Origin of the sequence: Asticcacaulis sp. DW145 (assembly GCF_037101385.1) — a bacterium.
GTDB classification, from domain to species: Bacteria; Pseudomonadota; Alphaproteobacteria; order Caulobacterales; family Caulobacteraceae; genus Asticcacaulis; species Asticcacaulis currens.
The window spans coordinates 907,368-925,569 of record NZ_AP029024.1 but is presented as its reverse complement, the minus strand read 5'-3'; the positions used below and the strand labels follow the sequence as shown (position 1 = coordinate 925,569).

Sequence of the window (18,202 nt, the reverse complement as noted above, 5' to 3'; positions counted from 1 at the left end):
GAATGACGCGAAACTTCCGGTCATTCCGCTTTGATGACGACCCTTTTGGGGATACAGGTTCGAACTTTAGAAGGATGGGGTGAAGCGGAGACCGATCCAGTAGATGGTCGGCACGGAATAGGTGTCTTTCAGCAGGTTCTTTCCCGGCCCTGTCAGGCTGGTCATGCGCTCATGGCCGACATTGGAGGCTTGAGCGAAGACGGTGACGCCATTGCGGACCTTGTAGCTGGCCTGCAGATCGACCTGTTCACGCGGGGCCCAGTACATGTCCTGCCAGAAAATGTCCGGCACGATGGAGCGCAAGGCCTTGCCCTGTTTGTTATAGGCCGCGCGCAGTTCCAGACCGTCGTGGCTGTAGAAAACCGAGGCATTGACGATCGAGTTGGACTGACCGACCAGCCCCTTCAGGCGGCGCTGGGTGCCACTCGCCTGCAGGACGTCCATCGACCCTTCCATCACCGACCAGTTGGCGCTGAAGCCCACCGGGCGCAGGACCGGGTGCAATTGTTCCAGCGAGTTCATGGTCGCCGCCAACTCGACGCCGCGCACCGAAGCCGAGGTGGCATTGATCGGACGGCTAACCGCCGCATTGACGTAGGTCACGCCTTCATAGGTATAGCCGAAGGTCGTAGCGCTGAAAATTTCGTCCTGGATATCCTTGTTGAACAGAGCCAGAGAGACGAGACCGCCGTCGCGGTTATTGAGCTTCCAGTTAAAGGCCAGATCCACATTGTTCGACAGGCGCGGCTTGATATCCGGATTGCCGATAGTAACCGTGACTCCCAGCGCATTGGGATTGCCCTGATCCGTGGAGGCCACGAAGTTGATGGCACTGCGGGCGGCATAGGCGTCGTAGCTGGGGCGGCCAATCGTCTGGCTGGCACCGAAGCGCACGTCGATGCGATCGGTGAGATCATAGCTGATCAAGGCCGACGGCAGCACGAAGTCGTAGCTGGAATTGGCCTTGCGGTCCTTCCACACGCCGTTGATACGCTGACGCCCGGCACTGTCCAGATCGACGCTGTCGTAACGCAGGCCGAACTGCGTGCGCAGACGGTCGGCATTGTAAGCAACGAGGCCATAAAGGCCCGCATTCTTTTCGGTCAGATCGAAATTATCCTGATTGCTGAAGGCGTCCTGATTGGTGCGGGTGAATTCGCTGGCGGCATGGCTGTAGAAGGCGGCCCAGGCGCGTTGCGGATCAATGGTCAGCAGGTTCAGCTTGCCATTGCTATACATCAGCGGCGCGCCATTGTGCCCGGTGACGCTCGCCAGGGTAAGCGGGCTGGTCAGCGTATTATTGGGCGTATATTCGTCGCGATAGACGTTATACTCGACCTGGCTCTCGGTATAGGTCACCCCTGCGCCAAAGCCGAAACCCTGATCGTCACGTCCCAGATGGCGGGTGTAGTCCAGCTTCACGCTGTTGACGTTATTGCTGGCCGAGCGCTTGTAGTTCGGACGGTAATAGAAACCCTGATAGTTGTTCAGGTTATAAAAAACCGTCGGATCGACGTCGAAACTGGCATTTAGGCCGGAGGTATCATAGTTGAAGCCAAGGGACGGCATGGGCGTGATGGTCGTCCCCGCGCCCGGCGCATTATAGGTCAGGCCGGTGATGAACTTCACCATGCTGATCGGCTCGCGATAGGTGGCGCGCGAAAGGGACACACGCCCGCTCAGAAGCTGATCGTCGGGCAGCGTCCAGTCAAAGCCACCCTGCGCCAGCGCCGTGGCATTGGTCATTTTCTGGACCGAATAGCCGACTTCGATGGTGGCCGCGGGATAGCGGCCGGAGGTCGGCGTCAGATTCTGGACCGTGCCGCGGTTGCGCGGGTCGATAAGCAGTTCGTTGCGCGCCATGGTGTCGCGGAAGCGGTAATAGCCCAGGGTCGCGAAAGCATAGAAGGTGTCGCTGAAGCGCCCTTCCAGCTTGGTGGTCAGACCCGCGCGTTCGCGGCTGTTTTGAACGTACCAGTATTTGTCCTGCTGCGGCACAGCGATGCCGCTACCCAGATTAATGCCTGATTGTAAAACGCCCGCTGAATTATAAAATCCATAATGCACCGTATCGGTGGTCATGTGGGTGTTGGTGAAGGTTTCAAGCTTTTGATAGTTGGCGGAAACCACCACACCAAACTGTTTGGCCGAACCGAAGGTCAGGCTGCCGGTCGAAACCAGACGCGCGCCAATACGCTCCTGATCATTGGGCTTGCCCACATCATTGGCGCCGCCCAGCGAGGCTTCGGTAGTCAGGAAGGGCTTGCCGCCGCGCTCAAAGGCCGACCGCGTACGCAGATCGACGGCTCCGCCGATGGCATTGGGGTCGAGATCGGCGCCAAAGGTCTTGATGACGCGCATTTCGCTGATCATCGAAGAGGGCAGGAGATCGAGACGAACGCCGCGGCCGTTCGAGCCGAGATTGGCGTTCGGCGTACCGGGCGACGCGAGCGGCATACCATCGACGGTCACATTGTTGTAAGCGGCCCCCAGACCGCGGATCACCGGCGTGGCCGCTTCGTCGCGCGGATGCTCGTTGTCCGTGGTCGGCAGGGCGGCCAGACCCGGCACGCGGCGCAGCGCTTCGACGATGGTCAGGTCCGGCAGGGCCTGTACCTCATTGGCGCTGACCACGTCGGAGACTCCGCGATAGCCGAGCTTGGAATTGATGGCCTTCAGGTTCGAGCGCTTGATACCGGTAACGACGACTTCAGCCACATCGTCCTTGGCCTTGTCCGCTCCGGTTTCGGCCGACGTCTGCGCCTGGGCCGCGAAAGCGCTGGTGGCCCATACGAGCGCCATGAGCCCCGGCCGTGTCAATAGACTGGTCTTCATCTTGATAACCCCTCAGATGGTTGCTTTTCCCGGCAATCCGGGAACCTGAGAGCGCTTATGAAGAGGGTGCGCGACACATTTATTTATTTTTTTGAAAATAAATCGACTAGGGATTCACAGCCATTTATGGCTACTCACCGCGTGGATGGGGACCAGCCCCGCCCCGATACAGACAGCCAGACTGCCGATTGAGGAGGCAAATATCCGAGGCATTTGACCGGGATAATGATTATCCTCCCAATTAACCAGTCGCTTAGCCAAGCCTGAAAGGATGGCCTCAGGCAGGGCCCCGGAAATGACGATCGCCCCGGGGTCCATCCAGGCCGTGCCGCAGGCCACAGCAAGTTTCAACTGCTCGGCCACACGGTCCATCCACGTCTCGAACAGGGGGCGATGGGCGTCCATAAGGCTGTCTATGGCGCGCAGGTCATTGATGGGGATGCCCTTACGGTTGAGAAAGCGGATCAGGTCGATACCGGATGGACGCTCTTCCAACATACCGGGAAACAGGCGTCCCACCTCCCCGGCATTACCGTATTCGCCCCGATAAAGCTCGCGCTCAGCGATGATCCCTCCCCCAATCCCATGTCCCAGAAAGAAAACCAGTGCGGAACTGAAGCGCTGAACGATATTTTCCTGATAATATTCGGCCAAGGCGGCCGCCGTCGCATCGTTTTCGATCCACACCGGCACACTGAGACTATAATTAAACACCTCTTCCAAAGAAATATCGCGCCAGCCCTCCAGCCACTGCACGACCGCGCGACGTTCCATCGGTCCGACAATAGGACCCGGCACGGCAATACCCAGACCGAGGAAGCGCCTTTGGGTCAGGCCGATCTTTGCTGCGAGTTTCGAAAGACAGGTTTCGACCACACGGGCAAACTCGACCGGATCCTTGCTGTCAAACGGCTGATCTAGTCGGGCCAGGAGCTGACCGGCGAAATCGACCAGAACCACCTCGACCCATCCTGGGTGGCAGGTCGCTCCCGCCGCATAGGCCCCCTGCCCGGAAATGCGCAGGGGCACCATCGGACGCCCTCTCGACGCCAGCGGTTCGCTACTGGCCTCCTCGATTAGACCCAGAGAAATCAATTCTTTTGACAGACGCGTGGTCGCCGCGTGGCTTTGCCCCAGTGCAGCCGACAGCTGCGAGCGCGATGTGGGGCCGTAGATGCGAATATGCCAGATGATGCGCTTTTGCAGCTCAGACAGAATTATCGGTCGGATGCGTGGCGCTTGCATGGGTGTGACTTAATTCCTAAACCGAAAATAATTATCTGTGTATGTCCTGTTTCGTCTGCTGACAAGGCTGCGTCTATGCCGACTTTCTCGCCCGCTTCTTCGCCACCCTTTCGCGAGCGGTTCATCTATGCGTCCGGCAATATGGGCAAGAGCTGGGTGTGGGCCACCTTCGACAGCGTACTGCTCTACTATCTCAGCACGGTTCTGGGGCTGCCGCTCTCGGTCGCGGGTCATATCCTCATGCTGTCCCTGCTCTGGGACGGGGCGTCCAACCTTCTCCTTAGCTACGGGGCAGACCGGGTGAACAACCGGCACGTCTTCCGTTACTTTCTTCTGTCTGGCGCCCCCCTCTGTGCGGCGTCGTTTTTTTTGATCTTTTACGGCAGCAACCCGCAGGTCCCGCCTCAGGCCTTGTGGGTCGGGATGCTGTGCCTCCTCTGCCGCACCGGCTATACGCTGTGCGATGTGGCGCACAATTCCATGCTGGCCAACATGTCCACCACCTCACAGGGCGCATCATCCGTTTCGGCTCTGCGGCTGATCTTCAGCGCCACCGGCAGTATCGGTGTCGGGTTGGGATTCAAATACGCCCTCGCCAGCCCGCCCGAACAGCAACTTGCGGCCTTTGTGAACGTCGCGGCCTTAGGGGCAACCCTTTATCTGGTTATGGTAAGCCAATCCGCGCTGCTGCCCCAAAGCCGGATCAGGTTGAGCGACACCGGGGTGAAGATCGGCCTTCTCTCGACCATTCGCCGGCTCTTTCGCGATAAGACCTTTCAGACACTCTGTGTGCTTGCCTCGCTGCACGCCGGCATCATCACCCTGTTTTACAAAGGCTTGCCCTTTCTAGGCAAGACCGTGCTCCTCAATGCCTCATGGTCGGGGGACGCTCTGATCTATATAACGATCGGCAAGGTCGCCGTGCTGGTCGGCGTGCAGTTCGCAGTCTCCCGACTGCCCTCGCTGCACGCAGTGTTCCGACTTTCATATGCGGCTCTTGGCCTGGCTTTCGTGCTTACCGCGGTCACGATGAGCGGATTGTCACCTGCCCTGCCGCCGCTCCTGTTGCTGATCGGCGGAGCCGAAGCGGGGATCGGCATGTGCCTGTGGGCCATGCTTTCGACCTTCGTCCATGCCGCTGCGGCCCGCGACGGCCTGTCGCTGGCCCTGCCCTTCGGCGTCTTCCTCGCCCTCCTCAAAGCGGCCAATGGCGTCGGAAGTGAGATATTCACCAGCGGGATAAATCTGGGTATGGCGATGGGCTGCACGCAAACGTCAGCTCTAATTATCACCACGATCATAATGCCGATTTCGGCCTGCCTGTTATCTTTTATTTTGATCAAGCGACTGAGACAAAAGGATGAATCCCCCGCCCAATGAACAAACTTTCTGGAAGCACCTATGGTGGATTTGGCAAATATCGAAATAATCCTGTAAACGGTCACTGGAAAACGTGTAGCAACAGCGGCAATATGACGATAGACAAAACGCTAGACCTTCATTGACGGATGAAAGTGAGCTGGCTGAAAACTTAATTTCAGAAGCATAGATGGTCGCGCCGCGCAACAACTGGCCCCTGATCTTGCGCGCATCAGCCGCTTTTTTGGCCCGGAGGCCATAGTGCTTTGGGGGGGCCGCCTGCCGCCCTTCATCACGCGCAGACTGGTCGAACGGCTGGATCTGGCCGCCGTGTTGCAACCCCTCGATGACCTACCCGTAACGCCCGTCTTTGTGTCCAATCCGGGCTCGCGCCGGGGCGGTCGGGCCGCTACCCGCCCACATATCAGGCCTTGCTGCCTGTGGAATAGCCCCTATCGAGGGGCGACGAAAAGGCCGCCGGTGTGGACGGCGGCCTCACACGGTCAGTATTTGTAGTTTATGCCGAACCAGACGGCGCGACCATATCTTTGCCCTAGGGCACGCCCTTCACCGCATTGGCATTGGTGAAGCGCTGTTCGTCCTCGAACAGGTTCGCCGTATCTGTCATGGCCATTGGGGTCACCATTTTGCAGTGTTTGAGCGTGACCCCCAGCGTGACCCCCAAATTACCCGGATGCGGGCGGGCAGGGCTGTACGCTCATGGATGTCACGAGCGCTAAAGTACCACAAAATAAGGATTTTTTCAACTTCGCCGGACGCTGGCGGAAGGAGGAATGGTGGTGAGCACGGACTCGAATAGTGAATATAAGTATTTGAATTCAATTTCTTAAAAAGAGACCTATCTTCCGCATACCCCCATTCATACCCCCAGAATATTTTTTGCTCTCGGTACGAGTCCTTGTACGGTAAGGGCTTGCGGGTTTCATCTTGAGTCCTGAATTTGCAGTGTACCCCACTTTGCGGACTTTTTGATGAATAAACCGCCTCCCCCCCCCACCTTCAGATTACGAATTAGGATGCCAATTTCGGAGATTATTCGAGTGGCAAGATCATTTGGCTAGGGGGCAGCTTTACGGGGCCAGCAAGCGCGTGCCGCCGTGAAGTACCTGTCTCCTCTGCTCCGAAAGAGCCTACGGCGGAAATCAGCGAAACGGGTGTCTCGCATTTCAAAAACGCCACCAAATCTTCCCTCAGTATCAACCTACGCCCGCCGATCTTTACAGACTTGAGCGATCCGTCGGCCATGCGCTCGTACAGGAATGACCGACCCAGTCCGGAGGCCTTGACGGCTTCGTCAATGCGGTAGGCGAGTTTCTGCGGTTCATTTTGCGCAGTGCTGGTCATCTCAGTGATCCTCGCCATCTGACGTGGCATTATCGCTCTGGTGGGTCTCCACGACCTCTTCCACCTGCAATCCGAAAGACGTGCCTACGGCCAGAACCTTGCCGACATGTTTGGTATAATACTCGAAACGATTCTTGCCGCGTTTGACAGAGGCCTCGTCAGGGTTCGGCACGCTGCCGGTGAAGGCAAAATAGAAGTTCGCAAACTGCGCAATGGCTTCCAGCACAACCTCGATGTCGCGCGCGTGGCTGTTCTGCTTCTGCGCTATCCGATCAAGCCGCTGGCTCAGGGCCTTAGCCTCTGCGTTACCGGCGCGATGGCGGAAATAGGAACGCAGTGCATCGGCCACAATGGACGACTTCGACGCACCGGGCTTACTGGCCAGTGCCTCAAGTTCGTTTGTCAGTTCGTCGTCAAGATATAGGTGGTGCCGGGGTTTCATGGGCCTGTCCGTCCGCTGATGTTCAGGAGGATCGGCGTGGACGACCAGCGGGCTTAGGGTGCCGGGCATCAGGGCGCGTCTCCTCCACAGAGTAAGCGCCATGATGCCATCGCTGAGGTTCAGGCCTCATAGCTCCAATGCCGTCCGCAGATGCCGTTTTGCCGCATCCTGCGCACGGGCGGACGGTTGGTAGTGCTCTCCAGCGTGATCCGGGGCTGGCCATGACTGTGGTGGAGAGCCCGGGGGGGCTCGCGCTAGCGAAAGGCCAAGGCCACCTGTGCCCGGAGACCGGGACTCCGGCACGGGATGAATGCCGACTATGATAAGAATGCGTGAGCGCCTCGGCGGTAAGCGCTGATAGGGCTCATGGTGGAAAAAGAGCGGATGTTTCCGGCACCCGCCCTTTCCAGCAAAAACAACCAAATGGTTATTGTCACGATGTGACAGCTATAGGTATATCACGACCTAAGTGGCCTGAAAATGTTACCGTTGAAATAGTCTCGAAAAAGCGGACCGGCGGGCGGGTTAGAAGCCAATTCCTATCCCCCTGTCCCTGCCAAAAGACCATTCGATGCTGCGGTTCTCGTGCATCATGCCGGTGATCTCTTTGCCGCGTTGCCGCTCCAGCACGTCACGCCACGGTACAAGGGCGAAGTCCTTCGCGCGTTCGACTACGGCGTACTGGCCGCCGTTCAGCGTGACCTTGTCTTTCAGGGTGCCGCTGTATTCCACCCACGGGCGCATCTGCACATAGGTCTTGCCCAATGCCTGCGATAGTCGCTGGCCCTCGGCCTTCAGCTCGCGTGCGGCCATCTGCTGTTCGAGATTGCGCGGATAATAGGCCTTGCCCTCTTCGTACCTGATCAGCCCCTGTTCGCTCATCCACAGTACCCTGCGGTAGATTGCGCCCTTGACCTGTTTCCCGAACCCGGTGTCCGCAAGCGGCGTCGGTTCCGGTACGGTGAGTTCCTTATCCAGCCATGTCCATGCGTCCCGCCGCTCAAGGCTGCGCAGGGGTTCGGGGGACAGGACCTCTATATTGACCGGGTTCTGGCTGACCTTCTGCTGCTCATAGGCCAATGCCGTGTCGCGGTAGGTCTGACCGACCCTGAAACTGTAGTCGTCTTCCCATGTGATGCCGCCCATAGCGCGGCGCACGGCTTCGATACGGCGCACATGGGTTTCGGCAAAGCGCATCGTGGCCTTGCGGTCGTGCTCCATATGAAGCCCTACGGAATAGTAGCCGCCTTTGGCGGCGGCAACCTCGGCTATGGTGTGATCCACGCTACGCAACTGCGCGACCTTGGGTGTCAGGCGCACAATGGCGTCGGTTGGCACCTGCGGGGCCGTCACGCCCTTGCCGATCTCGACCACATGCGTGTGACCGTCCACGCCGTCGATAACCAGCAGGTGGCGGTCCTCCAGTTCATCGTACAGGCCACGGTGTGCCACGCGCCCGATGATCGGCGGCATGGGCTCGGTATGGGAAAGAGACGCCGCGCGATGGGCCTCGGCATCCTGCCCCATGCCGTAGCCGGCGTCGTGGATGCGCAGCGTCTCGACCATCCGACCGTCCGCACCAAGGGCCAGGTTGTGACGCAGGCTGTTGATGATGTCACCGCGCCGCCCGAGCTGGCGCAACTCGGCCTCAAAGTCCTCGCTGACCTGCCACAGGCCACCCTTATCGGGTGTGGCCAGTTCCAGGGTTTCCAGATGCCTCAGACGCCCAGTAATCAGGGACTGGCGTTCAGGGCTTGGGTCAATAGCCCGCACCCGGCCCTCGGCGTCCCGGCCTTCCTCAATCCATCTGTCTATGGTGGTGTAGCGGTTGGCAGTCATCTCGTGCTGGAGGGACAAAGACACCTCCAGCGCGGTTCTCGGTCCCAGGTCAAAGCCCACGATCTCAGCGGCGCGTTCCCTGACACCTTCGGTGATGTAGTTCCGCGCGATGATCAGGTCCTTGCCGTGATCGTCCTTCCCCCGGATCAGGATGTGGGTGTGCGGGTGGCCGGTGTTGAAGTGATCTACGGCGACCCAATCCAGTTGCGTGCCCAGATCGTTTTCCATCTGGGTCATCAGACGGCGGGTTACAGTGCGCAGGTCTTCGTACTGCTGACCATCTTCCGGGGAGACGATAAAGCGGAACTGATGCCGGTCGCCCTCTGAGCGCTCCAGAAAGGCCTTGCCATCGGCGACATCGGAACGGCCATCATAAAGCTCGCCACGCTCCCCCGAACGGGTCACGCCGTCGCGCTGGACATAGCGCATATGGGCTATGGCCGCGCCCCGCCCCTTACCGGCCAGCTTGACGATCCGCGCCTTGACCATGACGCGACGGCGGCCAAAGCCGCCATCCCTCGCACCCGCCACCGCACCGGCACGCGAGGCCAGAACCGCCCCGGCACCGCTGCCGCGCCCGATGCGCTCGCCAGTAAAGCCGGAGGCCTTCCCAGACACCGCACGACCGCCCCGCGCGAGGTTAGCGGCCTTGATCACCCGGTTTCGAAAGTCACGGCCCAGAGACATGGCCTTGCCATCACGGCCTATGCGGCCCGGTCTCAATTCAAACCTGTCTTCGCGGTCCATAATCCGCCTCCGGTAAAGCCCTTTTGCCTCTCAAAGGATTGGATTTGTCCCGGCGGATTCAAGAGCGCCACAATGGCGCTACGAAATACCAAATGGCGCTACCTGTGCCTCACAAAAAACGACGTGCAGACAGAGACTTATGCCCTCCATGAGGCGCATAAGGCTCTACTTCTTTGATCTTGCTCTCAAACCTAACAAGCCGAATTTCACCGCAATTCTACCAGATAATTGAAATTTTGCGGATTGATCAATGCTCGGCGGCAGGCGTCGATGCCCTGTGTGAAATGCTCAAGGTCCGAGTACTTATATTCGATGGTGCGGGGCGTGATTTCGTCATTTATCGAGCATGAGATATATGGTTCGCCATCGACATACGTGACGACTCCCCTCAGCCCGTGAACTATGTGATTTCGAATTTCGCGGAGAGACAGCGCTTGACGCTCGACCTGAACCGCTAGCTTAGCATATGCCCTCAACTCCGGACTTTCGCGGACGAACTCTCGCCAAATCTCCATGCGTGCCTTCATGCCAAGGGGTAAGGGTCCATCGGCCACGAGGCGTTTTGAGCGCAGAGTGGTGAGCGTCTGAAATAACTCTTGTTCCAATCCCGCCCAGTTAAGCAGGAAGTAGCCAACGCTTGCCATCAAATCCCTAAACAGCAGCCGTTCCCCCTCCTGACCATCATTGTCTGGTCGCGTCATGCAAGCACTCTCCGGTCAAATCGAGCAATTCAACATCCCCCAGTTGAACGTCGGGCGTCATACAAAATGATAGCCGGAAGGGCGAGGAAGTTCCATTTATGCGCGCATTCATCGTGGCTAATTTTTTTGAGTGCATTCCTTTTCTGTTTATGTCAGAATCTGCAATGCAGTCGCCACATGCGGCTGCCGGGTCGTAGAAAGCCCGAACGTTGGTGGTTTGTTGCTGGCTATTCCAGCACACTCTCCTTTTGACCTTATGTGGTCGGGGAGCCTATGGCGCATGCAATAGGCCCCGGCTAAAGGCCATAGGGACCGGCCAACGTCGGTTTTCTAACTCCCCGATCTCCAAAGGTTCTGAAGCTGACCAAGCGGCTTTGCTGCTTGGCCTCTTCACCAGCAAGAAGGGGTTAGACATGCGTAAAACGGTTTGCCAGCACGCTGGCCATTCTCCCAGTGACCCGCGTAACCCTGCCGATGTTCTGCTCGGCCAGCTCATGCGCGAACGACGCCGGTTTGTGGGCTTTTCGCGCAAGGGCCTCGCCGCCCAACTTGGGCTGAGCAAGAAAGACGTCAAGGCCTACGAAAGCGGACAACGCCATTTCGGCGCGGACATCGTCGCACTTCTGCGGATAATCCTGAAAGTGAAGATCGGATTTTTCATTGATCCGCTGACCCCGGTCGTCCGCAAGCAGGGGGTCAAGCGCCATGACTGAGACAATGCGAGAGGTGCTGCGGCGGCTGGAGTGCACATTCCGGCCGGAGATCAGTGATGAAATGTTGCTGGCCATATATCTGGAAGTCAGCAACTACGACGAGCCAGACGTGGACAATGTATTCAGCGATATCCACGAAGAGGTCCGACGAACGATTATGGAGCGCATGGGTGCCGACGACCCTAACGCAGTTTGCGGCGGGATACCGTATGACTACCCCGCCCAAGGGGCCGAGGCATTAAGTTCGCTGGGAGCATTGGATTTGCCTCCAGAAATGCTGATCTTTATCTTCAAGCTCACCGCCGAAGCTTCAGACCGACACCACGAATGGCAAACGCTCCACGACATTTGTCGAGAGCGGATCTTGAGGCAAACGAGGTTGCTTAAATCAACAGACGAACTCCCAAAACCTAAATTGCAGAATGCCCCGAATGCCGTTAAGCGATTTAAAGACCAATCCTACTGACCGATTCGAAGCAGCCTTCGACGTCGGCAGTTGTGGAAAGACCCTCCTAATGAACGCCCTTTCGCCGTTGAAATTGGTCCCTGAAACAGACGCACTTGTCGCGCGCGAATACCCTCAGGTCATCAAGTACATGGGTTCGAAGGCGAAAATTATTGATTTCGTCGTCGAGGGCATCAATCGAGCGCGCACAAACGGTCCAATTTGTGATTTATTTGCGGGTGCCTGCAGCCTGTCAGGAGCGGTTGGCCATCTGGCACCCATTGTAACCAACGATATCCAAGCCTACTCACGCGTTATCGCTCACACGTACCTGCACCCGCTTTCAAAACGAGCATTGGCTATCTCTCCTGATGAAATTGTCGCGAGGGCTAGCGCTGAGGTGCTGAAGCGTTCCGGTTACACAAAAGACAGTTCGAAGTACGAAAGCTCCTTATCTCTGACGGAGTTCAATCAACTTGAAATCGCGAGTCGTCAGCTACTGGCTGAGAATTTCAACGACTCCTATCATTTGTTTTTGAAAAACTATTCAGGGACGTGGTGGTCTTCGCTGCAATGTGCTTGGATAGATGCACTTCGCCAGACAATAGACGCGATGCTTCAGCAAGGAGAAATTGATAAAGGCGATCACGCGATATACTTGACCGCTGTGATGCACGCCATGGCATATTGCGGACAGGGCACGGGGCATTACGCTCAATACCGCGATGCAAAGACATTGTCTTCAATGAACGATATTCGCATCTATCGGCAAAAGAGCATTGCTTCATACTTCGAGAGGAAACTTCGCTCCCTCGTGAAATGGAACTTGGGAAATGTTAGTCCAAACCATACGCACACCTACTCATCTGAAGATTACACGAACTGTCTCAAGCAAATTCCCCCTTCGACCGTCTATGCCGATCCTCCATATGCCTTTGTTCACTATAGTCGATTTTACCATGCCATAGAGACTTTCACGCTCTATGACTACCCGAACCTGCAAATTAAGGGCGGGGAAGTTGTCAAAGGGCGTTACCGGGAAGACCGTCATCAATCACCGTTTAGCATCAGAAGCCAAGTGGAACATGCGTTTTCAGCGTTATTCGATGGTGTAGCTGACAGCGAGTCGAATTTGGTTCTGAGTTACAGCAATACAGCTCTACTCGATTTAAACTCTTTGGTCGATTTAGCTTTTGAAAGCTTTGATAGCAGATACAAAATCGAAGCGTTGACGATGGACCATCAACACATGACCATGGGGAGGCGTGCAGATAGGACTAGGAATGTCGAAGAAGCCATTCTTCTTGTCCGCCGTCACTAAATCTTTTCAGACAGCCGACCCGTTTCCAGATCAACGGTTTCATGGAAAACTGGAATTTTAAACTCCTCACGAAGACGCTTCAAATAAGAAGCAGCGTCTTCCGTCGGCTTGTTAGGAGATACGATTATTAACTCAACGGCTCTTTGTGTATTTGGCCAATACGAATATTCCATAAGCTGAGGCAAAGCCTCTCGAATACACGCCTTTATAGACCGTGCTGTTTTTATTTCGTAAAAAATAAATCCCTCACCCGCGTCCCGTACAATATCAATTGCGGTATCGCCAGCGCCAGTACTATTTTCAGAAGCGGTGCTGCCTACGCCATAAACGTTTTCAAGCCAGATATACAGTTTATTCTGAATCTCATTATGTAACAAACTCGCAAAATTTGCCGCAATCCTTTCCTTCCTCTTGATGTTCCCCGATTTTTTCGGATTATGTCCCGGCCTGAACAAAAATGGGCTGCTCTTTTCCTTATCTGGATCGGCAACGCCAACTTCAATTTTTTCCTCAAGACTTAAACCTGTACCACTAAGCCACTTCTTAAATTCAATTTCAGTTAGACCTAGAGCACCGGCGAAGCCCGCTTCCAACGAAGCGGAAAGAACGTCCCCTCCAACCCATCCAGCGTCTCTCAACTTCAGGCCAAGCAACTGCGCTGACAGTCGTCCAGTAGACTCATGCAGAAAAATCGGCCGCAGATCGAAACCGAAACCCGTATAGTTGGCGAAAGTCATGAACCCGAGAGATTCAAAATCGTTTTTTAAATTCGTGAAGCTTTTCGGATTGGGAAACTGCGCCCTGAGAATCTGGCCCTGGCCAGCCCCTCCAGAACCCGCAGCCATCTGCTCAATGATCTCATGATGGCTAAAAATGATTGCCATCAAGACCATCGCCCGGATCACGAATGGATCAGACCTTTGAATCGAATGCCATACGCTTGGAATATCACCGGCTTTGTTTGCCGAGAGTAGTTTCCTTACCTGACCTGCATCAATGTTGACACCATCGACCACACCAGACGTAGAAGTGAGCATCTGGTCTAACGGAACCGCCTGCAAAAGAATGGCGAGTTTGTGAGCACCATGCTTCGTCAATGAGACCGCGAGCTTTTTGATGTTTAGCATTTATCTGCCGCGTTAAATAAACTCCCGCGCCTTAATGCAGCGGTCAAGACAGTCAGTAACAACGATTCGGGCAGCACGACCAGAACGTGTGAATATCCGATCACTTCAATACGGGGCACTCAAATACGCCTCGCTTGCGGTTGATTGTCTTTGAAAATGATAACTTGGTGCGATAACTTTCCCCGAACATGCCACAGTCGATTGGCTAAAAACAGTATTACGGTATGAAATGCATCCGGCAACTCATAGTAACTCTGCACGTTCCATAGGGCTAACAGTTAACCCACCTGTGAAATCTTCTTGAAATATCGAGACGGTTCTGACGCACGCAGATCTCCCCAAGGCATTTTCCTTACCTTGGGATAGGTTCCATAAAGCAACCTTTTCGAACGAGTAACCGCGACAAATGCATTCCGATCTTCTTCTTGAAGTGCCGAAGGCCGATTTAAAGCTCGATAATCCGGAAAGACTCCCTCGGCTAACCCAATCAAAAAGACAACATCAAACTCCAAACCTTTCGATGCATGGACAGTCATCAATGATAAACTATCTCGATCGAATGGCTGTGTGGTACCCAACGCCATATTGCTCAAAAAAGATGCGGGCGAACCATTGCCGACTTTTTTCCTGAGAAATTGATCCCACTCCGACATTAAAATCTCTGCATCATGGTACACAAAGCTGCGAAGCTCTTCCTCCATTGAGTCCGCATGCCTCAAAAGAGAGTCTAAGGCAGGACCGAATCGTAAAGAACCATTTCCCCCCAATACTATTTCTAGCGCTTGGGCAACTACGGTGTGCTCCGGACTTCTACTTGATCGAGAAAGTGTTAGCAAACTTTTTGCCACATCAGTAGGCCCGGTCAGTGGCAGACTATCCGGCATGGATACCTCCCAATAATTACAAAGATCACTTAGATGAAACCTGTCAACCGGATTCACAACTAATCTTAGACCCAATAAAAACTGCTTAACTAAGTCAGACTCGAACTCGTGGGCAGCTGACAATCTCCTCGAAAATTTGACTCCTTTGTTCGCGAGTGCCTTTTCGACTTCAGTTAGGCAATAGCGATTTCTAGCCAAAACGACGCAATTTCCAAGCTCAACGTCCCCTTCGATGTCAGGATGACCATCTCGGGTCAATCGCAACAGCTCTTCAACCACAACGTTTGCTTCATCTGCTTCTGTTTGCGGCGAGGCTGTTCTTACCGCACCTTGGACGGGCAACGTCCCCTCAACTTCATATTCAGGAAGTAACGACTGGGCCGCACGCACGATAAGAGCAGAAGAACGAAAATTTTCGTTTAGTGTAATTCGTGTAGCTTGAAAATCATTGGCAAATATTTCCATATATTTTGGGCTGGATGTATTGAAACCATAAATACATTGTTTGGGATCTCCAACCATCATTACATTTTTATAATCCGCTCCACATAATGCCGTTATCACGGCGTACTGAGCTTCATTTAAATCTTGAGCTTCGTCTATGCATATATACTTGTAAATTCTTCTATACAAATCTGATATGCTCGGATTTTCCGATAGAAGCTTGTAGCTAAGAACCAACAAATCATCAAAATCATATCCGCCGGACGCCCGGAGGCCCGCGTCATAAGACTGAATAAGGTACGCGGCAAACTCATCTATATTTTTAGATGCAGTTATGGGATGGGACTTAATACTTGATATGACTTTTAGCCATTCATCAACCCTCAAGTTTTGGCTCTTAAGATCACCGGCAGATAACAGTTGCGTGCGTAGCCATGGATCTTCTGAGATCACTTGCTGCAAAACTTGTCGCCGATCCTGATAATTTTCAAAAATCTGTGGCTGAGCCGTTATTCCGAGACTCCGGCCCCTATCTGCCAACAGGTCCAAGCAAAAACCATGGACCGTATTAACGTCTGCTCGAAATTTTTGCTCGCCGAGCCCATTAAGTCGTTCGGCCATCTCAGCCGCAGCTTTATTGCTGAACGTCAGTGCAAGGACCTTAAATCGCTCTCGGGGTTTCTGAAGCAACGCCCTGACACGCTCAGTCAAGACCCGGGTTTTCCCAGACCCGGGACCAGCGATAACTAACAAGGCCCCCTCATCGTGAGCGACGACTCGCTGCTGAGTCTCCGACAAGAAAATATTCATCTAACCCAGCCCAAAGTCTCAGACACCTTCGAAAAAACTTCCTTAATTTTAGGTGGAGTCCGCCTGCTCACGTCGGCAGAGTCGCAAATCTCCCTAGCGATCGATGAGGCCATCGCAGTTTTATTCATTCTCATGGCGTCTAGGAGAGCGAGATGACGACCATCTTCGCCGTTAAAGTCCTTTATGACACCCTTTTTACCTTTTTGCCCATGATGCGTTTCAATATGCACCGCAACATAATCATCCACCTCATGAAATTTGTTAAAAGCCCTTTCAACCTCAACGGCATACCCCTCCCGAAGTAACTGTGCTTCGAAGTCCAACCCTTCTTCCATGGTAAACACGTTCGGGCATTGACTGCGCTCGGGCGCACCAACTTTCTTAAGACAAGCGTCAAGCGTCTTCAGGGGGTCTTTTTCGGCATCAGATAACACAAACCACGGAATGTCCAAGTTAGTCGCAAGCCAAATAAACGGGAAGTAGTTCCCCCCGCCCACTGGAACGAAACTCAACCCTAACTCATGTATGCTTCGATTCCAGTATCTTTCTGCCATGATAGGGAGAGCAACCTCTTCCGTTTCTCCCTCAAACAAAACAATCCCACTTGAAAACAGCAAATCACCACGAGTTAGCAATATTTGCTCTTCTACCCTTCTAACCACGTCAGAATCCACAGAAGAAACATCCAGTTGCTTAACAATTGTTTCCAACCCGGATTTTCGAAAAACTCTGAGCTGGCTTATTTTTGCTTGACTAACAAAATAAGGGGAGTGAGTGCTAACAATAGTTTGTGCTCGTATAGAACTTATTTGCTTATACAATGAACGCTGGGCGTGCGGGTGTAGATGCGCCTCTGGCTCCTCCAGCGCTAAAAACGAATGAACTGAGGCATGCTCTTTGCTCGCATTAGATGCGCGCCACCCGGCATAGGCTTGAAACACCAGAAGTGAAGCAAGACTTCTAGTTCCCATGCCGTGGCGCGCAAGGGGGAACGATTGAGCATCGCTCCCCAAAATACTGACATCTAACCCTCTCGATAAATCTCGCAGTTTTCGTGCAACCGGCGAGATTTCCACGGTAGACGAGTTACCAGCCAGGACGTCGCTTATGGAGTTTAAGTGTTGTCCCACATGCTTTAATACATCACTACCATTCACTAGCTTATCGTTTAACTCGCTAAGCATCTGCTCCGCCTCTCTGATAACGTCAGGCTCAAGCCCAATATCGTCAGTAAGCCGACGCCAGAAGGACGATCTCGATCGCAAGTCCTCGTCTAAATCTCGCTTTGCATCAATATAGTTAAGTCCGAAAGGTTCAAGTTGGGCACTTGATAACCTTCCTCCCTCGTCTTCACTTGGATTTTCCGATTGCTCCCATCTTTTTAAAAATTTCCGCTCTATCCGATATTCACCCGACGCGATATTCCACCCCAATTTAGCCCTAAGCCCAACGAACTCGTGACCGTTTTCATCGATGGCAATATCCGAACCGAAAAGTTCGGTCCAATACGATCCAGCGGGAAATTTTGGTGTGGGCGCTCCGGTCTCCGGGTCGACAGCAACTAGCTTTAAGTCAATTTTTGCGACCCGACTTCTAGGAACTTCACTTTCCCCTGCGGCTAAGTGTATGTCCTCTTTCCCGTAAGCTCGACGAGTTGCCCCAATCGCTGCGCATACAGCTTCCAGAAAGCTGCTCTTCCCCGCGTTATTTGCACCCAAAATTACCGTGAGCTGAAGTAAGCCAACTTCAATGGCTTTCAGACCTCTGAAATTCTCGATCCTGATTAGGGCGATAGTGATGCCCGAATTCTTGGCTTCGGTCTCCATTCTTTCCGGCGGTTCCTCGCCGATCATTTCTAAAACGTCCATTTAGTGTCCCACCCTTACGCGTTATCGCGTACGTTGAGTAGGCCTCCACTTTTGTTA

13 protein-coding genes are annotated in these 18,202 nt (G+C 54.3%); 4 read left to right on the top strand and 9 right to left on the bottom strand.

Features of this window, described 5'->3' with window-relative positions; all coding sequences use genetic code 11:
* Window positions 1-66: 66 nt before the first annotated feature.
* Window positions 67-2,802 carry a TonB-dependent receptor gene (locus tag AACH73_RS04280; protein ID WP_338735530.1) on the bottom strand — a complete coding sequence of 912 codons (2,736 nt, stop codon included), beginning with the start codon at window positions 2,800-2,802 and terminating at the stop codon, window positions 67-69.
* A gap of 147 nt (window positions 2,803-2,949) precedes the next feature.
* Complete coding sequence (locus AACH73_RS04275; protein WP_272740438.1) at window positions 2,950-4,080, bottom strand: ROK family transcriptional regulator; 1,131 nt, start codon at window positions 4,078-4,080, stop codon at window positions 2,950-2,952.
* Between the two features lie 75 nt (window positions 4,081-4,155).
* Here AACH73_RS04275 and AACH73_RS04270 point away from each other — a divergent pair, with 75 nt between their 5' ends.
* Entirely contained in the window at window positions 4,156-5,460 is a 1,305-nt protein-coding gene (locus AACH73_RS04270; protein WP_338735529.1) for an MFS transporter, read from the top strand.
* 1,032 nt (window positions 5,461-6,492) lie between these two features.
* On the opposite strand, the gene AACH73_RS04265 is transcribed toward AACH73_RS04270, so the two are convergent.
* The 4 genes from AACH73_RS04265 to AACH73_RS04250 form a co-directional block, all read right to left on the bottom strand.
* Window positions 6,493-6,804 carry a helix-turn-helix domain-containing protein gene (locus AACH73_RS04265; RefSeq protein ID WP_338735528.1) on the bottom strand — a complete coding sequence of 104 codons (312 nt, stop codon included), beginning with the start codon at window positions 6,802-6,804 and terminating at the stop codon, window positions 6,493-6,495.
* Window position 6,805: 1 nt separating this feature from the next.
* Window positions 6,806-7,246 carry a CopG family transcriptional regulator gene (locus tag AACH73_RS04260; protein WP_338735527.1) on the bottom strand — a complete coding sequence of 147 codons (441 nt, stop codon included), beginning with the start codon at window positions 7,244-7,246 and terminating at the stop codon, window positions 6,806-6,808.
* Between the two features lie 525 nt (window positions 7,247-7,771).
* A complete protein-coding gene (locus AACH73_RS04255; RefSeq protein WP_338735526.1) occupies window positions 7,772-9,832 on the bottom strand; it encodes a DUF3363 domain-containing protein in 2,061 nt (686 codons plus the stop codon).
* Between the two features lie 206 nt (window positions 9,833-10,038).
* Window positions 10,039-10,533 carry a hypothetical protein gene (locus tag AACH73_RS04250; protein WP_338735525.1) on the bottom strand — a complete coding sequence of 165 codons (495 nt, stop codon included), beginning with the start codon at window positions 10,531-10,533 and terminating at the stop codon, window positions 10,039-10,041.
* Window positions 10,534-10,946: 413 nt separating this feature from the next.
* Between AACH73_RS04250 and AACH73_RS04245 the strand changes: the two genes are divergently transcribed.
* Genes AACH73_RS04245 through AACH73_RS04235 form a run of 3 tightly spaced genes read left to right on the top strand, consistent with a single transcriptional unit; the run spans window position 10,947 to window position 13,012 of the window.
* Window positions 10,947-11,246, top strand: a complete 300-nt coding sequence (locus AACH73_RS04245) for a helix-turn-helix domain-containing protein (protein ID WP_338735524.1) — start codon at window positions 10,947-10,949, stop codon at window positions 11,244-11,246.
* Entirely contained in the window at window positions 11,239-11,712 is a 474-nt protein-coding gene (locus AACH73_RS04240; protein WP_338735522.1) for a hypothetical protein, read from the top strand. Before AACH73_RS04245 ends, AACH73_RS04240 begins: the two co-directional genes overlap by 8 nt.
* Before the next feature lie 49 nt (window positions 11,713-11,761).
* Complete coding sequence (locus AACH73_RS04235) at window positions 11,762-13,012, top strand: DNA adenine methylase (protein WP_338735521.1); 1,251 nt, start codon at window positions 11,762-11,764, stop codon at window positions 13,010-13,012.
* Here the strand turns inward: AACH73_RS04235 and AACH73_RS04230 are convergent.
* The 3 genes from AACH73_RS04230 to AACH73_RS04220 form a co-directional block, all read right to left on the bottom strand.
* A complete protein-coding gene (locus AACH73_RS04230; protein ID WP_338735519.1) occupies window positions 13,009-14,139 on the bottom strand; it encodes a hypothetical protein in 1,131 nt (376 codons plus the stop codon). The two genes, AACH73_RS04235 and AACH73_RS04230, sit on opposite strands and share 4 nt — an antisense overlap.
* 278 nt (window positions 14,140-14,417) lie before the next feature.
* Window positions 14,418-16,277: an ATP-dependent helicase gene (locus AACH73_RS04225; protein ID WP_338735518.1), complete on the bottom strand. Its 1,860-nt coding sequence runs from the start codon at window positions 16,275-16,277 to the stop codon at window positions 14,418-14,420.
* Window positions 16,274-18,145, bottom strand: coding sequence for an AAA family ATPase (locus tag AACH73_RS04220; RefSeq protein ID WP_338735517.1), 1,872 nt, complete (start codon window positions 18,143-18,145; stop codon window positions 16,274-16,276). Before AACH73_RS04220 ends, AACH73_RS04225 begins: the two co-directional genes overlap by 4 nt.
* Window positions 18,146-18,202 lie beyond the last annotated feature (57 nt).

Bases quoted from the DNA above. Each gene is read 5' to 3' on its own strand.
- AACH73_RS04275 (WP_272740438.1), bottom strand. From the start codon at position 4,080: ATGCAAGCGCCACGCATCCGACCGATAATTCTGTCTGAGCTGCAAAAG.
- AACH73_RS04280 (WP_338735530.1), bottom strand. From the start codon at position 2,802: ATGGCGCTCGTATGGGCCACCAGCGCTTTCGCGGCCCAGGCGCAGACG.
- AACH73_RS04270 (WP_338735529.1), top strand. From the start codon at position 4,156: ATGCCGACTTTCTCGCCCGCTTCTTCGCCACCCTTTCGCGAGCGGTTC.
- AACH73_RS04240 (WP_338735522.1), top strand. From the start codon at position 11,239: ATGACTGAGACAATGCGAGAGGTGCTGCGGCGGCTGGAGTGCACATTC.
- AACH73_RS04235 (WP_338735521.1), top strand. From the start codon at position 11,762: ATGAACGCCCTTTCGCCGTTGAAATTGGTCCCTGAAACAGACGCACTT.
- AACH73_RS04250 (WP_338735525.1), bottom strand. From the start codon at position 10,533: ATGACGCGACCAGACAATGATGGTCAGGAGGGGGAACGGCTGCTGTTT.
- AACH73_RS04230 (WP_338735519.1), bottom strand. From the start codon at position 14,139: ATGCTAAACATCAAAAAGCTCGCGGTCTCATTGACGAAGCATGGTGCT.
- AACH73_RS04220 (WP_338735517.1), bottom strand. From the start codon at position 18,145: ATGGACGTTTTAGAAATGATCGGCGAGGAACCGCCGGAAAGAATGGAG.
- AACH73_RS04245 (WP_338735524.1), top strand. From the start codon at position 10,947: ATGCGTAAAACGGTTTGCCAGCACGCTGGCCATTCTCCCAGTGACCCG.
- AACH73_RS04260 (WP_338735527.1), bottom strand. From the start codon at position 7,246: ATGAAACCCCGGCACCACCTATATCTTGACGACGAACTGACAAACGAA.
- AACH73_RS04265 (WP_338735528.1), bottom strand. From the start codon at position 6,804: ATGACCAGCACTGCGCAAAATGAACCGCAGAAACTCGCCTACCGCATT.
- AACH73_RS04225 (WP_338735518.1), bottom strand. From the start codon at position 16,277: ATGAATATTTTCTTGTCGGAGACTCAGCAGCGAGTCGTCGCTCACGAT.
- AACH73_RS04255 (WP_338735526.1), bottom strand. From the start codon at position 9,832: ATGGACCGCGAAGACAGGTTTGAATTGAGACCGGGCCGCATAGGCCGT.